The 18965-nt window shown below is 57.5% G+C and carries 16 protein-coding genes; 15 read left to right on the top strand and 1 reads right to left on the bottom strand.

What is annotated here, in order from left to right; translation table 11 throughout:
• Window positions 1-24: 24 nt before the first annotated feature.
• From rnd to HXW73_RS11205, 4 genes are read left to right on the top strand one after another with little or no spacing between them, the layout of a single operon-like run.
• Complete coding sequence (gene rnd / locus HXW73_RS11220) at window positions 25-1158, top strand: ribonuclease D (protein ID WP_186253192.1); 1134 nt, start codon at window positions 25-27, stop codon at window positions 1156-1158.
• Complete coding sequence (locus tag HXW73_RS11215) at window positions 1155-1460, top strand: YcgL domain-containing protein (RefSeq protein ID WP_186253191.1); 306 nt, start codon at window positions 1155-1157, stop codon at window positions 1458-1460. Before rnd ends, HXW73_RS11215 begins: the two co-directional genes overlap by 4 nt.
• On the top strand, window positions 1457-2050 hold the full coding sequence (locus HXW73_RS11210) for an acyl carrier protein phosphodiesterase (RefSeq protein WP_186253190.1): 594 nt from the start codon (window positions 1457-1459) through the stop codon (window positions 2048-2050). The genes HXW73_RS11215 and HXW73_RS11210 overlap by 4 nt, the downstream gene beginning before the upstream one ends.
• Before the next feature lie 10 nt (window positions 2051-2060).
• On the top strand, window positions 2061-2516 hold the full coding sequence (locus tag HXW73_RS11205) for a YcgN family cysteine cluster protein (RefSeq protein ID WP_186253189.1): 456 nt from the start codon (window positions 2061-2063) through the stop codon (window positions 2514-2516).
• Between the two features lie 26 nt (window positions 2517-2542).
• On the opposite strand, the gene HXW73_RS11200 is transcribed toward HXW73_RS11205, so the two are convergent.
• Entirely contained in the window at window positions 2543-4624 is a 2082-nt protein-coding gene (locus HXW73_RS11200) for a S9 family peptidase (protein WP_186253188.1), read from the bottom strand.
• Between the two features lie 62 nt (window positions 4625-4686).
• Here HXW73_RS11200 and HXW73_RS11195 point away from each other — a divergent pair, with 62 nt between their 5' ends.
• From HXW73_RS11195 to HXW73_RS11145, 11 genes are all read left to right on the top strand, one after another.
• Entirely contained in the window at window positions 4687-5109 is a 423-nt protein-coding gene (locus HXW73_RS11195) for a hypothetical protein (protein WP_186253187.1), read from the top strand.
• Window positions 5110-5128: 19 nt separating this feature from the next.
• Entirely contained in the window at window positions 5129-5914 is a 786-nt protein-coding gene (locus HXW73_RS11190) for a class II glutamine amidotransferase (protein WP_186253186.1), read from the top strand.
• A 141-nt stretch (window positions 5915-6055) separates the two neighbouring features.
• Window positions 6056-7732 carry an AMP-binding protein gene (locus HXW73_RS11185; protein WP_186253185.1) on the top strand — a complete coding sequence of 559 codons (1677 nt, stop codon included), beginning with the start codon at window positions 6056-6058 and terminating at the stop codon, window positions 7730-7732.
• A gap of 197 nt (window positions 7733-7929) precedes the next feature.
• A complete protein-coding gene (gene hrpA / locus HXW73_RS11180) occupies window positions 7930-11841 on the top strand; it encodes an ATP-dependent RNA helicase HrpA (RefSeq protein ID WP_240538777.1) in 3912 nt (1303 codons plus the stop codon).
• A 96-nt stretch (window positions 11842-11937) separates the two neighbouring features.
• Window positions 11938-13059 (top strand): beta-ketoacyl-ACP synthase III, encoded by a 1122-nt coding sequence (locus HXW73_RS11175; RefSeq protein WP_186253183.1) that lies wholly within the window; start codon window positions 11938-11940, stop codon window positions 13057-13059.
• A gap of 77 nt (window positions 13060-13136) precedes the next feature.
• Complete coding sequence (locus HXW73_RS11170) at window positions 13137-13898, top strand: MlaA family lipoprotein (RefSeq protein ID WP_186253182.1); 762 nt, start codon at window positions 13137-13139, stop codon at window positions 13896-13898.
• Between the two features lie 8 nt (window positions 13899-13906).
• Window positions 13907-15097 (top strand): PP2C family protein-serine/threonine phosphatase, encoded by a 1191-nt coding sequence (locus tag HXW73_RS11165; protein ID WP_186253181.1) that lies wholly within the window; start codon window positions 13907-13909, stop codon window positions 15095-15097.
• Window positions 15087-15602 (top strand): STAS domain-containing protein, encoded by a 516-nt coding sequence (locus HXW73_RS11160; RefSeq protein ID WP_186253180.1) that lies wholly within the window; start codon window positions 15087-15089, stop codon window positions 15600-15602. The genes HXW73_RS11165 and HXW73_RS11160 overlap by 11 nt, the downstream gene beginning before the upstream one ends.
• Before the next feature lie 159 nt (window positions 15603-15761).
• Window positions 15762-16955 (top strand): multidrug effflux MFS transporter, encoded by a 1194-nt coding sequence (locus HXW73_RS11155; RefSeq protein WP_186253179.1) that lies wholly within the window; start codon window positions 15762-15764, stop codon window positions 16953-16955.
• A 26-nt stretch (window positions 16956-16981) separates the two neighbouring features.
• Window positions 16982-17686: a TSUP family transporter gene (locus HXW73_RS11150; protein ID WP_446719010.1), complete on the top strand. Its 705-nt coding sequence runs from the start codon at window positions 16982-16984 to the stop codon at window positions 17684-17686.
• Between the two features lie 141 nt (window positions 17687-17827).
• Window positions 17828-18841 carry a substrate-binding domain-containing protein gene (locus tag HXW73_RS11145; RefSeq protein WP_186253177.1) on the top strand — a complete coding sequence of 338 codons (1014 nt, stop codon included), beginning with the start codon at window positions 17828-17830 and terminating at the stop codon, window positions 18839-18841.
• Window positions 18842-18965 lie beyond the last annotated feature (124 nt).

The raw sequence follows: 18965 nt of genomic DNA, 5'->3' as shown, positions 1-18965 counted from the left end.
GTTGTGTGAACAGGGAATAGACTTTTGTCCTCATTTCAACCCGCTGACATCAGCTGGATTGCCTCGCCGCAGGCCCTCGATGAAGCCTGCCAACAGGTGGCCGATGCCCCTGTCATTGCGTTGGATACGGAGTTTTTTCGCGAGAAAACGTTTTTTCCCGTCCCGGCGCTCATCCAGTTCAGTGCGGGTGAGCATGCGTATCTGATCGACCCGCTGGCAACGCCCTGTACCGATGCCTTTCGAGCGTTGCTGCAGAATCAAGCCGTCAAGCTGCTGCATGCCTGCAGTGAAGACCTGGAGGTGTTTCAAATCTGGGCAGGCGTGTTGCCGAGTCCGCTGATCGACACCCAGGTGGCGCAAGGGTTTCTGGGGGAAAATCCCAGCATGGGTTACCAGAAGCTGGTCGAGGCCTGGGTCGGTAGAACCTTGCCCAAGGAAGAAACCCGCTCCAACTGGCTGGAGCGCCCCTTGAGCGCCGCGCAGTGTGAGTATGCCGCGCTGGACGTTATTTATCTGCTCGATGTATGGGCAAAACAGCGTGAAAAGCTCCAAGACCTTGATCGGTTTGTCTGGCTGGAGAACGACTGTCGCCAACTGATCGACCAGGCGGGCCGCAGTGATGACAACGACACGCAGTGGTACACCCGGCAACGCCAACTATGGCGACTTACTGCGCCTCAGCTGAAAGCGTATCAGTTGATGACCACCTGGCGGGAAGGCGAGACACGCCGCCGCGATATACCGCGTAACTGGCTGATAAGCGATAAGCACTTGATGGCCATCGCCGAGGCGATGCCCTCCAATCGCTATGAACTGGCCCGTGTTGAAGGCATGACGCCACCGTTGGTCAAGAAGGAAGGCGATGCCTTGCTGGGATTCGTCAAGCAGGCCCAGCATACGCCCAGTGAGGCGTTGCCCACGCCCTGGCCGGACCCGATGCAGCCAGCCTTCAAACAGCGGTTCAAGGCGTTAAAGAAAGTGGTTAAAGGCCACGCTGATGAATTGGGGCTTGCCCCGGAGGTGCTGCTGCGCCGTCGTGATTTGGAGGCGTTGGTCATGCAATCGCTGGCGGGGACACCGCTAATCCTGCCCACCGGTTGGCGAGGTGAGCGGCTGAATGATGATCTGACGACGGCGCTGGGGGCGCAGGCTGAGTGAGCGATAAACTGCTGTGCGAGATTTTCAAAAGCTCGCGTAAAGAGGAGATGTATCTTTACGTTGATAAGCGTCAGGGACTCACGCATGTCCCCGAGGCGCTACTGGCGTCGTTTGGCAAGCCCCAGGCGTTGCTCACCATGATCTTGACCACTGATAAAAAGCTGGCGCGTGCCAGCGCCGCAGACATCATCGAGGCGATTAATTCCCAGGGCTTTTATCTGCAAATGCCGCCTGGCAACGAAACAGATTTGTTGACGGAACACCTGGCTCAGCAGCGTTCCAGCAACCCGCCAGGCGAATGAACTTTCTGGCCCACGCCTGGCTGGCCCGCGACGGCAGTGATGACTTTCTCTACGGCAATCTGATTGCCGATGGGGTCAAGGGTCGCGATCTGGCCGCCTGGCCTGACGATACGGCCCTGGGTATCCGTCACCACCGCCGTGTGGATGCCTGGGTGGACGGGCATCCGTGCGTCAAGGCGGCGTTACGTCGGTCGCCACCCGCTCAGCGACGCTTCATGGGCATTGCACTGGATATTGTCTGGGACCACTTTCTCTCCCTGGAGCACCATACCGACGCCTCGCAGCCGGTATTGATCGAGCGGTGCTATCGACTGTTGAATGAGCGCTCGGCGCCTGACCGCCTGGCCCCCATGGTAGAGCCTTTGGTCACTCACGACTGGCTGCGCCGCTATGCCGATTTTGATTTTACCTGTCAGGCCATTGCCGGCGTTGGCCGACGGCTCTCGGAACCCAACCGGTTGGCGGAGCTTGTCCCATGGCTGCACGAGGATTACGCTCAATTGAAGAGCGATTTTGATGAACTCTGGCCCGCGCTTTTTGAAGCGTTGGGTACCGAGCGTCGCTTCCCAACGCATACGAGTAGCAAGTGAAGGTGATCCGATGACAGGCGCGTTACGTGAGCGCTTTTGGGAGCGTTATACGCTGGAAGAATTGACCACGGATGAGTGGGAGGCGCTCTGCGACGGCTGCGGGCAATGCTGCCTGTTAAAGCTGCATGATGAGGAAAGCCAGGAGTTGGCCGTGCTCAATGTGGCCTGTCGATTACTGGATACGCACACTTGCCAGTGCAGCGATTACGAAAATCGTTTTGACTTCGTGCCCGACTGTACTCAGCTGACCCCTGAGCTGGTGAGAGAATTCACCTGGTTGCCATCCACCTGCGGTTACCGGCGCGTTGCCGAAGGGCGCAAGCTGGCGGGCTGGCATCCTTTACTCAGCAACGATGCCGAGCGCGTACATCGCAAAGGGGTGAGCGTGAGAGGCTATGCCGTTTCTCAGGATGATGTCCCCGAACACCGGCTGGAATCCCATATCATCGCCGTATTACCCATGTAACATGCCTTCCTTGGCATCGTTGTATCTTAATCCACCAAGCCCAGCGCCCAGAGAATAAAGGCATCCTGGCGAGCCGCGTCGCGCCACGCCTTAAAACGACCGGAGGCGCCGCCGTGACCGCTGCTCATGTCGGTATGTAGCAATACCGGGGCGTCGCCTTGCTGGAGTTGGCAAACCCGCGCATAGAATTTCGCCGGTTCCCAGTAGCTAACCCGGGTATCAAACCAACTCCCTTCCAGCCATAGTGCCGGGTAGCGCTGGGCCGTCACGTTGTCGATGGGCGAATAATGGCGGATGCGCTCGGCCACCTGCGGGTCGGTCGGGTTGCCCCATTCGCTGTATTCGGCGGTGGTCAGTGGCAGCGACGGATTCTGCATGGTGCGCAGCACGTCTAGAAATGGAACCTCGAGGACACCGGCGCAAAACGATTCAGGGGCACGGTTGAGGCAGGTGCCGACAAGCAGGCCTCCAGCGCTGGCACCACAGGCAACAATTCGCTGCGGGTCGCTCAAGCCTTGCGACACCAGGGCATCACGGGCGGCTAGAAAGTCGTCAAAGCTGTGTTCCTTGTGGGCCATTTTGCCGTCTAAATACCAGGGTTCGCCACGTTCGCCGCCCCCGCGCACGTGGGCCACGGCAAAGGCGACACCCCGTTCGAGCAGTTCCAGGCGAGCGATGGAAAACCACGGGTCGAGCGGTTCACCGTAAGCGCCGTAGCCATATAACAGGGTTGGCAGCGGCTGGTCGGCCAGGTCGCTACGCGTGACTACCGAGACGGGAACTCGCTGGCCATCGGCACTGGTTGCCCATATCCGCTGACTGACGAGATGCTCGGGGGCCAGGCTGCCATATACCGGCACGCGTTTGAGCAGCGTGCGCTCCCCGGTGGTCAGGTCCAGAGCATACCAACTGGGCGGACGGGTAAACGACTCTTCCCGCAGGCGCAGCACCTGGGTATCGAAGTGGGGTGCGTCTTCAAGCAACTGCGAGCACAGGGTCTCGTGTTGGTCGAGGTAGTCGTCCCGGGTGATTTGCTGGTGTGGGTTGATGTCCAGGCGACGCAGTCGCACCTGTGCTAGGTCATGATCGCGTTCAGCGAGCATCAGCCCCCAGGCGAAGGCGTCAACCCCCTCCAGGGTGGCGTCTTCCCGCGCTGGGACGAGCGGCTGCCAAGCCGGCGAGTCTTTGTCCAATTCATCGATGGCTAAAACATCCAACTGGAAGTGGGTGCTGGCTTGGTTATGCAGCCGATAAAATACGCCGGGGCGGTGGTCTATCGTATACTCAACGCCTGGTTGGCGAGGTTGCAGGCAGCGTGGGGCATGGGTCGGTGTACGGGCTGGCACCAGGTGTACTTCACTGGTGTCTTTGGAGGCGCTTTCAAGCACCAGCCACTCGCGCGAACGGGTTTTGCCCATGCCCAGCCAAAACTCCGAATCGTCCTCGCGCAGCAATAATGTCGCTGTCTGGGGTTGCGGTGTGTGGTCAAGGCTGATCGGCAGGCACCAAATGCTGTCCGGGCGCTGCGTGTCGTCGAAGCGGGTAAACAGCAGCGATGCACTGCCAGCGGTTTGGTCTTCTGCCCAGCAGATGCCGGGGCCGATGTCGCTCAGCAACTGGACCGGTTGACCGTCGGGCAGGCGTTTCAGCCACAGGGTGAAGCGTTCGTCCCCCTGAGTGTCGTCGGTCCAGGCCAGCCATGCTTCGTCGGGTGACAGCGCCATGTCGCCCATTTCGTAGAATGGCTGCCCGGCGGCAAGGTCGGGCACCGCTAGAACGCATTCAGGGGCGTCGGGCTGACCGTTAGGGTGACGCCACCAGCGGGGGTATTCCTCGTCAGCCGCCGTTTCGCTCCAGAACGTAAAGTGGTCGAGCGTTGTCGGAAGGCTGGTAACCGCGAGTTCCCGGCGGAGAAGGTGGCTTTCATAAAGCGCGTCGGCAAGCGGTTCCAGCGGTTTGAACCACTCGGCATGCTGCTGGTTTGCCGATTTTAAAAATTGGCTGACATCGGCGCTGTCACGCTGCTCTAACCAGTGCCATTGTGGATCATCCGCGCGAAAATAGGTGCTAACCGGGTGGTCGTCGTTCAGGGCTGGCTGTGCTTTCATAAATTGATAGGTACCATAACGGAAAATCTACGTTGGGTGAGTGCACCCTCATGAGGAGTATTATGCTGTTTGCTGATTCAATGTCACTGTTGTGGTTGAGTTATTACGGTTTGTCGCTGGTCGTGTTCGTGGCCGTTTATTTTGCGTTCGCCTTTTTGCCCAGACTTCCGCGCTTGTTGCTGACATGGTGCGTTGGCGGCGCGATGTGGGCGCCTGCGCCATTTCGGTTACCGTTGGTGGAAGAAGGCGAGTTTTACACGGGTTGGGCGCCTTCTGCCATGGTCGCCGCTGTGGGGTTTTTAGAGAGCAACGGCGGCGCACTGCGCAATGGCCTTTTGTGCTTGCTGCTTGGCATGGCCATCGGCGGCGTTGTAGGGGTTGCGCTTTGGTGGCGCGGGCGCGACAAGGTTGATGAGCCTGCTGCCAAGGAAAAAGCGGCCAGCGACCCCGAAGAAACGCGCCGCCGTGAACCGGTGGTCGGCTAAGCCGGACAGGAGCGCATCGATGTGTGAGCTGTTGGGAATGAGCGCCAATGTGCCCACCGATATCTGTTTCAGCTTCGCGGGCTTTTTGCACCGGGGCGGCGGAACCGGGCCGCACCGCGACGGGTGGGGCATTGCCTTCTATGAAGAAGGGGGCTATCGGGAGTTTCGCGACCCTCACCCGTCGGTAGATTCGCCCATCGCGCGGCTGATCTGCGATTACCCGATCAAATCCAATGTCGTGATCAGTCATATTCGTCAGGCCAACGTCGGTGGGGTCACCTTGGCCAATACCCATCCGTTTACCCGTGAAATGTGGGGGCGGCCCTGGTGTTATGCGCACAATGGCCAACTGAGCGACTGGCAGCCTTTGCCGCTGGGCTTCTACACGCCGGTGGGCAGCACGGACAGCGAGCACGCTTTCTGCTGGCTAATGAGCGAGCTAAGGCGTGCCTTTCCAACACCGCCAGCCGAGCAGGCATCGCTTTGGCAAACGCTACATGGCCTTTGCGAGCGGCTGCGAACCCTGGGTGTTTTTAATTTGCTGCTCTCTGACGGAACGTATCTCTATACCTACTGTTCAACTAAGCTTGCTCATATAACCCGTGCCGCGCCCTTTGGCGAGGCCGAGCTGTCCGATGCCGAACTAACGGTCAATTTTGCCGAACATACCACACCTAACGATATCGTGTCGGTGATCGCGACCGAGCCGCTGACCCACAATGAACAGTGGTACCGCATGGAGCCGGGGGAGCTTTTGGTATGGCGTGATGGGTGCATCCAGGCGCGCTACTCAAGCCAGGCATGATGCAAGGCTAGGGCTAAAGTTGAAACGCAAGTTTCAATCGATCGTTTTACAGTGGTAGGCCAGTCGTATATCGTTGCGTTTTTCGCGACTCGACAACAACAAGGTCGGTGACAACATCGACATGGAAACTGGAGATTGCCCATGAGCGAACAAGCTGATGCCCCTATTCTGCGTGGCCCCGCGCTCGAGGGTTTAGAGCAGTACGGTGCCGTTACCGACGTTTTCCACTCGGCGGTTGAACGTTTCAAGGACAAGCCGGCGTTCAGTTGCATGGGCAAAACGCTCAGCTTCGCTGACCTTGACCGGCTATCGGCCAATTTTGCCGCCTGGCTACAGCATGAAACCGACCTGGTGCCGGGTGATCGGATTGCCATTCAATTGCCCAACGTGCTGCAGTTCCCCGTTGCGGTATTTGGCGCACTGCGCGCGGGCCTGGTGGTGGTGAACACCAATCCACTGTATACCGAGCGCGAAATGGCCCACCAGTTCAAGGATGCCAACGCCAAGGCGATCGTGATCCTGGCCAACATGGCGGATAAGCTTGAACGTGTACTCGATAAAACCGAGATCAAGCACGTGGTGGTGGCCGAGCTTGCCGACCTGCACGACTTCCCCAAACGGCTGCTGATCAACAGTGTGGTCAAGTACGTCAAAAAAATGGTCCCGCGCTATTCGCTACCCCAGGCAGTGAGTTTTCGCGACGCCTTAAATAAAGGCCAGGCTTTGAGCCATCGCGAAATCACCCGCGAGCAGAACGATCTGGCTGCACTGCAATATACCGGCGGAACGACCGGTATGCCTAAAGGGGCGATGCTGACCCACCGTAACCTTGTCGCCAATATGTTGCAGGCCCGAGAAGCCATCGGTGGCAATCTGACCGACGGTAACGAGCTAGTGATTGCTCCCTTGCCCGTCTATCACATCTATACGTTTACCGTGAACTGCCTATTTTTAATGGAAACCGGTAACCATTCGGTGCTGATCACCAATCCGCGTGATCTTGATGGTTTTATCAAGACCCTGAAAGGCATGCCGTTTACCGCCTTCATTGGTCTCAATACGCTGTTTAATGCGTTGTGTAACCGCGATGATTTCAAGCAGCTTGATTTCTCTAAACTGCATTTGACCATTTCCGGTGGCATGGCGCTGACCAAAGCTTCGGCGAAGCGTTGGGAAGACGTCACCGGGTGTCCTATTTCGGAAGGCTATGGGCTTACCGAAACCTCGCCCATTGTCAGCTTTAACCCTTCGGACGCCATCCAGTTGGGTTCCATCGGCAAACCGGTGGCGGGCACTGCGGTCAAGGTGGTGAATGCCGACGGTCAGGATCAGCCGTTGGGTGAACCCGGCGAGCTGTGTGTCCAGGGGCCTCAGGTCATGAAGGGCTATTGGCAGCGCGAAGAAGAAACCCGTAACTCCATCGATGATGAGGGTTGGTTTCATACCGGTGATATCGCCGTGCTCCAGGAGGATGGCTACATCCGAATCGTGGACCGCAAGAAAGACATGATTCTGGTCTCAGGGTTTAATGTTTACCCCAACGAGGTGGAAGACGTGGTCGCCGGGCATCCCGACATCGTAGAGTCAGCCGCGGTGGGAGTTGCCGATGAAGTAGCGGGTGAGGCGATCAAACTGTTTGTGGTCAGCAAAAACCCCGAACTGGATGCCGAAACGCTGCGCCGTTGGTGCAAGAGCGAACTCACTGGCTACAAAGTGCCCAAGTACATCGAGTTTCGCGATGAGCTGCCCAAAACCAATGTGGGAAAAGTGCTGCGCCGTCAGTTACGCGATGAAAATAGCCAAAACGCTGCGTCGTAATAGGCGGCGCGACTTATGCGCTGGCTAGGCGAACGCGTTACAATGATCTGCCCGCTCAGTTGAGCGGGCAGACTTTTTTTATACGTGCCACCCTGTAAGTGCCCATAGGACCTGGATATATCGTGACCAACGACACGCCGCTCGCAACGACCCCCGATGAACGCCTCAAGACGCTTAAGTCCGCCGTGAACAACACGATGCGACGCGATGCCCAGCGTTTCGAGCGGCGGTTGGCTGGTTTGTCGCGTCGCTTGCAGGAGGGCAAGCCGATCGACCGTGGGTTGAACGAGCTGGAACCCGAGGTGTCGCGTGCCCAGCAGGTACTTCGCCAGCGAGAAAACCAGTTGTTTGACTGGAACTATCCGCCCGAATTGCCGGTGGTTGAACGCCGTGAGGATATTCTCGCGGCGCTGCGCGACCATCAGGTGGTCGTCATCGCGGGGGAGACCGGGTCGGGTAAAACCACCCAGCTACCCAAAATGTGCCTGGAGCTTGGGCGTGGTCGGCGTGGTCTGATAGGCCATACCCAGCCGCGTCGGCTTGCCGCGCGCAGCGTTGCCACCCGGCTTTCCGAGGAGTTGGCAGTGCCGCTTGGCGAGCAGGTAGGGTATCAGGTCAGGTTTACCGACCAGAGCAACGAGAACACCCTGGTCAAACTGATGACCGACGGGATCCTGCTGGCGGAAACCCAGCACGATCCGCTGCTACTGCGCTACGACACCATCATTATCGATGAGGCCCACGAGCGCAGCCTCAACATCGATTTCCTGCTGGGCTATCTGAAGCGTCTGCTGCCCAAGCGCCCGGACCTGTCGATTATTATCACCTCGGCCACCATCGACGTGGCGCGATTTGCCGCCCATTTTGGCAGTGCGCAGCGCCCCGCGCCGACGGTCGAAGTCTCCGGCCGGGCCTATCCGGTTGAGGTGCATTACCGGCCACTGGTGCGCGACGGCGAGGACGAAGAGGACCGCACGCTGCAAGAGGGCATCCTCCACGCGGTCGAGGAAATCGAGGGGCTGGAGCGTGAAAAGGGTTGGCAGCATGGCCCTCGCGATGTGCTGGTGTTCCTGCCCGGTGAGCGGGAGATTCGTGAAACCGCTGACACCCTGCGCCGTGCTGATTTACGTGACTGTGAAGTACTGCCGCTCTATGCGCGGCTTTCCAATGCCGAGCAGAACCGGGTGTTCGCACCACACCGTGGGCGACGGATCGTGCTGGCGACCAACGTCGCCGAAACCTCGCTGACGGTCCCCGGTATCCGCTATGTGATCGACCCAGGGTTGGTGCGCATCAGCCGTTATAGCTACCGGTCGAAAATCCAGCGTTTGCCGGTCGAGCCGGTTAGCCAGGCTAGCGCCAATCAGCGCAAAGGGCGCTGTGGGCGGATTGCCGAAGGCATATGTATTCGCCTATACGATGAAGACGATTTCCTGGCCCGCCCGGCGTTTACCGACCCCGAGATCCAGCGCACCAATCTTGCCTCGGTCATTTTATCCATGCTGGCCCTCAAGCTGGGTGACATCGAAGATTTTCCGTTTGTCGACCCGCCCGATAGTCGCTTTGTCAAAGACGGCTTCCGGCTGCTCTTTGAACTCGGGGCTGTTGACGAGCGACAACGGCTCACGGCACTGGGGCGCAAGCTTGCGCGGTTGCCGATAGACCCTCGGCTGGCGCGTATGGTGCTGGCGGGTAACGAGCAGGGCAGTCTGCGCGATGTATTGGTCGTGGTCTCTGCACTGGCGATCCAGGACCCCCGCGACCGCCCGGCGGACAAACGCCAGGCCGCCGATCAGGCCCATCAGCGCTGGCATGACCCGGATTCTGACTTCGTGGCGCTGCTGAACCTGTGGCACGGCATCGACAATGCCCGCGAGGCGCTATCGGGCAATCAGCTGCGTCGCTGGTGTCGGGACCACTACATCAATTACCTGCGTGTGCGCGAATGGCACGATACCTTTCGCCAGCTACGTCAGCTGCTGCGCGATATGGATATCGAGGTGCCGGCGCCGACGCCTGCCCCGGCCGATGAAAACGAAGAGCAGGCGCGTCAGGCACGGCGTAAAACCTCCGGTTCGCTGCACAAAGCCTTGCTGACCGGCTTGCTGTCCAACCTGGGGACGCTGCTGGAAAATCGCGAGTATTTAGGTGCGCGTAACCGTAAGTTCATGATTCACCCTGGCTCAGGGTTGGCCAAAAAAACGCCTAAATGGTTGATGGCCTTTGAGCTGGTGGAAACTTCCAAGCTGTTTGCACGTACCGTGGCAAAGATCGACCCCCAATGGATCGAGCCGCTGGCTTCGCATCTGGTCAAGCGCAGCTACAGCGAGCCTCATTGGGAAATGAAGCGCGCCCAGGTCGTGGCGTTCGAGCAGGTGACCTTGTTTGGTTTACCCATTGTGAGCCGGCGTCGCGTGCATTATGGCCCGATCGCGCCGGTCGAATCGCGGGAGCTGTTCATCCGTCGCGGGCTGGTAGAAGGCGAGTTTCATACCAAAGGCGAGTTTTTTGCCCACAACCGAGCGCTGATTGAAGAAGTGGAGTCACTGGAAGACCGTGCCCGTCGGCGCGATATCCTGGTCGACGAAGACACCTTGTTTGCGTTTTATGACGAGCGGCTTCCCAGCGACATCGTCAACGGAAAAGGCTTTGAGCACTGGCGAAAGCAGGCCGAAAAGCAGGACCCGGCGCTGCTCAAATTCGACATGAAAGCGCTCAAGGCCCGCGACGCCGAAGATGTCACCCAGGCACAGTACCCGGATCATCTGACCCTTTCGGGGGTTGTCTACCCGTTGAGCTATCATTTTGATCCCGACGCGGAGGACGATGGCGTCACGTTGACCGTCCCCGCGGCGATGCTGCCACAACTGCCGGAGCATGCCCTGGAGTGGCTGGTACCAGGCCTGCTGCGCGAGAAATGCATTGCCTTGATGAAATCCCTACCCAAGAGCATTCGCCGTCAGGTGGTGCCCATTCCTGATTGGGTTGACGCGGCACTGGAAACGCTGGTGCCGGATGAGCGGCCCTTGAGCGAGGCACTGGGCGAGTTCATTCGCCAGCGCACCGGGATGCGTGTGCACCCGGACGATTGGCGTTTTGATACCTTGCCGGCTCACCTGAGGATGAATATCCGGGTAGTGGATCATGATGGCAAGACGCTGGGGCAGGGCCGCTCGCTGCGGGCGCTGGAAGCGCAGTTTGAAGCGGCGGCGAAGGCCGGCGCTCAGGCACTGTCCGAGCAGGTAAGCGAGGCCCCTGATTTATCGGGGTTACCTGAGGAACCCCTGCCAGATTCCCGCGTGACCACTCAGGCGGGTATTCGGGTGGAAGCCTACCCGGCATTGGTTAACGAGGCCGATACGTTTAAGGTAATGCTTTTTGACCATGCGGCGAAAGCACAGGCGGCCCACCAAATGGGCGTAGCGCGTTTGGCAATGCAGCAATCCCCCGCGCAGGTCAAAACGATCAAGGCGCTGCCCGCGCTGGAAAAATGCGCATTGCTGTTCACCAACGTGGGTAGCAAACAGGCGTTGATCGATGATGTGTTAGTGGCGGTGTTTACCCAAACGGTGGCGCAAGCGCCTATGCCGCGCTCGGCAGCCGAGCTTAACGATCGCCTGGCAGCGGTCAAGGGCGACCTGGTGCCCCACGCCGAGCAACTGCTGGGCCAGGTGGAAGCGGCCCTGAAAGGCCATCTGGCTGTCAACAAGGTGCTAAAAGGCAAGCTGAACTTCGCGCTAGCACTTGTCTATAGCGATGTGAAAGCACAAATGCAGCGTCTTGTTTATCCTGGTTTTATCACCCAGGCAGGGGAGTGGCTGGCAGAATATCCGCGTTACACCGAAGCGGCGTTGATTCGGTTGGAAAAAGCGGCCCGTGAGCGGGGGCGCGATCAAATGCTGATGCAGGACGTTCAGGCGATGGAGGAAAAATTCGATACCCGTCGCGAGAACGAACGCCGTGGACGCGTTGAGGACCCGTCGCTCGTCGAGTTTGGCTGGTGGTTGCAGGAACTTCGGGTCTCGTTATTTGCCCAGCAATTGGGAACACGAATGCCCGTTTCGGTAAAGCGACTGGAAAAACGTTGGCAAGAGATAATTAGCGTTTAGACGCGGGCTGGAAAAATGCGCGTTTAACGCACACAGTGATGATATTGGCGGCCGTTTAAGCTTCCTGGCGCAAGCAGCCGTGAAAAGGAGATTTACATGACACACGTGGTGATAACCGGTACGGGGCTCTATACACCGGAACACGCCATTGATAATGCGTCGTTGGTTGCCGCATTCAACGCCTGGGTGGATCAGGAAAATGACCGCCATGCAGAAGCAATCGAGCAGGGGCAACGTGAACCGCTTGCTCACTCGAGTAGTGAGTTCATTGAAAAAGCATCGGGTATCAAAAGCCGCTATGTACTAAACGCTGACGGTATTCTTGATCCGGCGCGTATGCGTCCCAAACTGCCCCAGCGGCAAAACGACGAGCCTTCCATTCAATGCAGCATGGCGCTGAGTGCCGCGCGTGAGGCATTAGCCAGTGCTCGGGTGGATGCCGGTGATATTGAGCTTGTGATCGTTGCTTGTTCCAATCTGGAGCGCGCCTACCCAGCCGTGGCGGTCGAGCTTCAACACGCGCTTGGCGCGGGTGGCTATGGTTTTGATATGAATGTGGCCTGCAGTTCGGCGACCTTTGCGATTGAAACCGCCGCGAACGCCATTGCATCCGGCAGCGTAAAACGTGCGTTGATCGTCAATCCTGAGATATGCTCGGCACACCTCAATTTTACCGACCGCGACAGCCACTTTATTTTTGGTGATGCGTGTACCGCGATGGTGCTGGAAGATGCTGCGTGTGCGTCCGCCGACGAATCCTACGAGATACTGGGGACACGGTTAACGACGGCGTATTCAAATGCTATTCGTAATAACGCCGGGTTTTTGAACCGCGTCACCGATAGTGACCCGCTAGCGGAAGATAAGCTGTTTGTTCAGGAAGGGCGCCGTGTTTTCCGCGAAGTATGCCCCATGGTAGCGTCAATGATTGCGCAGCATTTGGCATCGTTGGAGCTACAGGGAAGCGATTTGAAGCGCCTCTGGCTGCATCAGGCAAACCGCCACATGAACGATATGATTGCGCGCAAAGTGCTAGGTTACGACCCCAGCGCAGAACAGGCGCCGATTATTCTTGACCGCTATGCGAATACCAGTTCAGCAGGCTCTATCATTGCATTTCATTTACACCGTGAATCGCTGGAGGCGGGTGACATTGGCGTTATCTGTTCTTTCGGTGCGGGGTACAGTGCAGGCAGTGTGGTCGTCAGGCGTCGATGAGTCGCTCGCTGATAGCAAAATGCAAAAAATGCAAAACAGAGGAACGCAGTATGCCTAGGGTAGGGACATGTCATTTGATGCAGCGACGTGTATGGAGGGCCGCCTTGGCCTCGACGATGGTGCTGGCGCTTGGCGGTTGTGCGACCACCGGCTCAACCGGTTCGGAAACCTCGCAGGCGTCTAATACGGATGACCCCTGGGAAGGCTTTAACCGTAAAGTGTTTGTCTTCAATGACGTGCTTGATCGTTATGCGTTAAAACCCGTTGCCTCGGGGTATCGCACGGTTACCCCTGAGCCGCTGCAACTGGGGGTGGGTAACTTCTTCAGTAATCTGGGGGAGATTCGTACCACGTTGAACAGCCTGCTTCAGGGCAAGCCCGCCAACGCGGGGCGTTCAACATCACGGTTTTTGGTCAACAGCACCATGGGGATTGGCGGGCTCTTTGATATTGCCTCACGCATGGATATCGACTCAGATGATGAAGACTTTGGTCAAACCATGGCGGTGTGGGGATGGGAAGACTCGCGCTATCTGGTGTTGCCGCTGCTCGGGCCCAGCACATTGCGCGATACGTCCGGACTGCCTGCTGATATGGCAGCCTACCCGGTCACCTACGTCGAGGACGATGCGGTGCGAGCGGGTCTGACGGCACTGAATATCGTTGATACACGCGCCGGCCTGCTGGATCAGGAAGAATTGATTCAGGGCGACCGATACAGGTTTATTCGTGACACTTATCTCCAGAGTCGTCGATTTGCGATTAGCGATGGTGAACTCGGCGATGACCCGTTTTCTGCCGATGACTTTGAATTTGATGATGCCGACTTCGCCGATTGAGGCTTGCCATGGCGCATAAGCAGCTGATTGCGGTGATCGATGAACCCGGTGCAGAGCGCGATGCGCTTGCCGAGGCGATTACCTGTGATGGTATGTGGGTATATGCAGCAGACAATATTGCGCATTTACCGGCCGAAACCGCTTTGATCGTGGCCCACGCGCGGGCGGTTCCACGTCAGCAGTGGTCGCAACTGACCCATCATTTGCCCACGCTGGTGGTGAGTGATTCGCGCCAGGATGCCGACTTGATCAAAGCCGTGGACGTTGGACTGGTTGACTATATTGTCCACCCGTTGCGTCACGCTGAACTGTTGCGACGTATGATCCGCAAGGCAATCGAGCTAGACGTCCTTGAAAAGGCCCGTGCCCGGGATCATGAGCGATTGGCCGAGCTTAATGAAAGCCTGGAAACCCACCTGGCATTACTGCGTATGGACCAACAGAGCGGGGGACATATTCAACGTCGCCTGCTACCGCCGCGCCCCAAGGCCATCAATGGGGTTCAATATGACTACTGGTTCGCGCCATCGCTTTATTTGTCAGGGGATTTTCTCGACTACCAGCGCTACAATTCTCGTTATAGTGCATTTTACTTTGCCGATGTGTCAGGCCATGGTGCATCCTCGGCATTTGTCACGGTATTGTTAAAGTATCTCTGTAATCGCTGGCTAGGCGAATGGGATGGTTTTCAGCCCGATAAACTGCCGAGCCAATGGCTGGCGGCGATGAATCGCGAGTTGCAAGGTACTGATATTGGTAAACACGCCACATTATTTGTTGGCGTTATTGATCATGAGGCGCATACTCTGCACTATTCGCTCGGAGCACAGTTGCCGATGCCGTTATTAGTCTCGGGTGACCAACTGACGCGGTTGCCAGGTGAAGGGATGCCGGTAGGGTTGTTTCCCGACGTGGATTACCCCGTTCTCAGTTGTGAACTGCCGGATGACTTTCGGCTATGGCTGTGCTCGGATGGCGTATTGGAGTGCTTGCCGGGTGATTCGCTCGACACGCGGCTCAGGGAGCTTGAGCAACTCGTAAGCGTGAGCCCCACGCTTGAACAGCTTTGCGACCGACTGACCAACAACAACGCGCTGTTAAGCAAACAGCGTGCTGATGATGAGGACAGCTCTGATCGTGATGCTTTGCCCGACGACCTGACAATCATGATGGTGAGCGGATTTGGTCATGCTGACTGAAGAAGGTCGCATAAAAGCGGCGTTCGACTCTGGTGTTTTTGTTTTAAAATTGTGTGGCGACGTACGTTTGACGCTGTGCGCTACCTTAGATACTCAGGCTAAGCGCCTGGCGGAGACGCCAGGGTTGAGTGCTGTGATGATCGACCTGCGTGAGGCGACAAATGTTGACTCCACAGCGCTCGGTTTTCTTGCCAAGGTGTCCATGGCGGTGAAAGGGCGTCTGGAACAGCCGCCGACGATTATCGTGGATAATCAGGACGTGCGACAAATGCTTGATGTCATGGGGTTTGCACGTTTTTTTACCTTGATGGAAGCCCCGCTTCAGCCCACGGCAGGCTTGAATAGCGCGTTAGAAGACTTGCCTGAAGTCCCGGCGGATGAAGAAGGCCTGCGTGAGCGGATCCTGGAAGCTCATCGTATTCTCATGCGCATGAACGAGCACAACCGCGAACAGTTTCAGCCGCTGGTGGAAATGCTCGAATCCCAAGAGACAACCCACCACTAAGGTGTGTTCTGCGCTTGTCTCAGACACTGACTACCTCTCCAATTATTATCTCCTTGACGGCCTTTGGCTGACCATGGCCGACAACGCAGCCTAAAAGGCATATAATTAGCGGCCTACCTTTATGCTGCCAGGGTGACTGCGGCCACCCTAAGGAGAGACATGGAACTCAATCCCCGGCGCGTCGCTATCCTGGTGGCCGCCAACACGGCGTTGGCGCCCTTTGCCATTGATGCCTATTTACCGGCAATGTCGGCCATTGCCGATACCGTCAATGCGAGCATTCATCGTACCGAGCTTTCGATCAGTGTTTTCCTGTTTGGCTTTGCGCTGGGGCAGCTGTGTTTTGGGCCTTTGTCTGATCGGCTAGGGCGTAAGCCGGTGCTGATGAGTGGGCTGGTCGTGTTTCTGTGCGCAAGCTTGATGATTATGACCGCCGACAGCCTTACCTCTCTGCTTGTCTGGCGGTTTGTAGAGGCCTTGGGCGGCGGTGCTTGCGTGGTCAATTCGGCGGCGATTGTTCGCGACTGTTTCAGCGGTCGTGAAGCCGCCAGGGTGATGTCTACCATGGCCATGATCATGATGCTCGCGCCCCTGGTAGCTCCGGCGGTCGGCAGCCTGCTTCTGCACATGGCGGACTGGTGGCTGATCTTTGTGTTTCTCGCTGTATACGCCGCGTTTCTGCTCTGGTTATTGGGAACACGACTTCCCGAAACCCGCGATATGTCGCTGCCCGCGGCGTCGCCGCGCCAGGTGATTCGCAACTATGCCAGTGTGCTGCGTCATCGCGAGGGGATGGGGTACATCTGCGCCGTAGCCGCATCATTCGCGGGTCTGTTCGCCTTTGTGACGGCGTCGCCGTTTCTTTACCTGGACTATTTCTCGTTGAGCCCGGGAGTGTATCCGTTCGTGTTTGGCGTCAACGTGGTTATGATCGCCGGCTCGAACCGGGTCAATATCTATCTACTGCGTAAACGCACACCCCAGCAGAATCTACGCTTGGGGCTGGCGATTCAACTGATAGCCGCACTGGGCTTGGTGGCTGCGACAGCGTTCAATGTTGCCACATTGGTCGTGGTCGTACCGCTGGTCATGTTATTTACCGGCATGATCGGCTTGATCACACCCAATTCTATTTCCGCGTTGCTGGATCATTTCGGCCATATCAGTGCCACCGCCACTGCCCTGTTAGGCGGTATTCAATTTAGCTGTGGTGCCCTGGCGGGGGCCATGGTGGGCCTGTTTGAAGTCGAACACCTCTGGCCAATGGTGCTGACCATGCTGGGGGCAGCCCTGGTGGGTAACATTGGCGTGCGCTTGCTGACGCCAGCGGCAGCGGACGTGCACTCGGCATGATCGAGGACATCGCGATCTGGTTGGATATGTCGCCGAGCATCTGGGTGGGGTGTGCGCTGACGCTGGCGTTGGGCGCCTTTGTACAGCGCGCGACTGGTTTTGGCTTGGCGGTTATTGGTGCGCCGCTGTTATTAATGATCGAGCCGCGCCTGGTACCCGTGGTGCTGGTGCTGTTTGGGTTCACCGTATCGTTAATGATGGTGCGTCATTATCGCCATGAAGTGCGCTTGGGCGAGCTGGGAATGGCACTGGTGGGGCGTTTGCCGGGTAACGCGCTGGGGCTTTGGCTGCTGATCGCTGCGCCAATGGTCGTGCTGGAAAAATTGATTGCTGCCATCGTGCTGTTTGCGGTGTTCGTCACGCTATGTCGAGTGCGGCTGCCGGTCAATCGCGTGTCGCTATTTGGCGCGGGGGTGTTCTCGGGCATCTTCGGCACCGTCGCCGCGATCGGCGGGCCGCCAATGGTGCTGCTAATGCATGGGTTTGCCCCTGACCGTCTGCGCGGCAATCTGGCGGCTTTCTTTATCATCACCTCGATGCTGACGCTCGCGACGCTGGCGTTGGCAGGGCAGGTGGGGCTATGGCAACTGGGCGTGGCGGCCACGCTATTGCCTGCGGTGCTTCTGGGCAATGCGCTGGCCGACGTGGTGGCGCATCGCATTGACCGGCGATGGCTTCAGGCCGCGTCGCTTGCGCTGTGTACACTGGCAGCCGTGGGGCTGTTGCTGTAATACGCACATGGCGATTTGAGCTGCGGTGAAAAATTTTAAAAAAATGATTATGTGGCATTGCTTGTCACGAAGCTGTCATCGAAGCGATGCAAAGTAAGTCCTGCGAAAGCAAGATCCCTAACAGCTTCAGGAGTGATTCGCATGAACCGTATTCTCAAAACTTCCGTGCTCGCGGCTGCCGTAATGAGCGTGGCAGGTGTTGCTCAAGCACGTGAGCAAATCAACATCGTTGGCTCCAGCACCGTTTATCCGTTCTCCAGCTTCGTTGCAGAAGAGTTTGGTGCGACTACCAACTACCCGACGCCGGTTCTGGAGTCCACAGGTTCTGGTGGCGGTATGCGTCTTTTCTGTAACGGTGTTGGTGAAGACACACCGGATATCACCAACTCTTCGCGTCGCATGAAAGTGTCTGAGTACGAGCGCTGCGTAGAGAACGGCGTCACCGATATCACTGAAGTTTATATCGGCAGTGACGGCATCGCTTTCGCCCAGTCCAATGAGAACGACCCGATGCCGGTCACGCTTGAGCAGATTTTCCTGGCGGTTGCTGCCCAAGTTCCGCAAGACGGTGACCTGGTCGATAACCCCTACACCAACTGGAACCAGATTGACGAATCTCTTCCGGATCGTGAAATTGTCATCGTAGGCCCGCCGACCACATCGGGTACGCGTGATTCTTTCGAAGAGCTGGTCATGGAAGCGGCGTCTGAAGAGTTTGAAGAATACGGCGATGAAGCCTATTCAGACGTGCGCAATGACGGACCCTGGGTTGACGGTGGCGAAAACGATAACCTGATCGTTCAGCGCCTGACCCAAGATACCACTGCCTTTGGCGTCTTTGGTTATTCCTTCCTCGAAGAAAATGACAACGTGTTGATCGCATCGGATATTGATGGTGTGACACCTACACCAGAGTCGATTGCCAAGGATGAGTACCCGGTGGCACGTACCATGTTCTTCTACATCAAGAATCAGCACGCCGACGAAGTGCCGGTCATGTACGAATATGCCGATATGTTCGTTTCCGACATGATGATCGGTGAAAATGGTTTGTTGAAAGATATTGGCTTGATCGTTCCCACTGCTGATGCTGTTGAGGAATCTCAGCAGGCCGTGGCTGATCGCACGAAGCTTGAGTTGGAAGACCTGGAGTAAGTTAGCCTTACGACAGTAGAGAAGCCGGCAGCCTACGCTGCCGGCTTCTTGCTTTTCGGAAAGGCCCTGTGGCAACTGCTATTGGTTAATGGCGTTGTCACAAAGCTGTCATGTTATTGCCTTA

The organism is Halomonas sp. SH5A2 (assembly GCF_014263395.1).
Lineage (GTDB): Bacteria > Pseudomonadota > Gammaproteobacteria > Pseudomonadales > Halomonadaceae > Vreelandella.
This window is presented reverse-complemented; position numbering and strand designations above follow the sequence as displayed.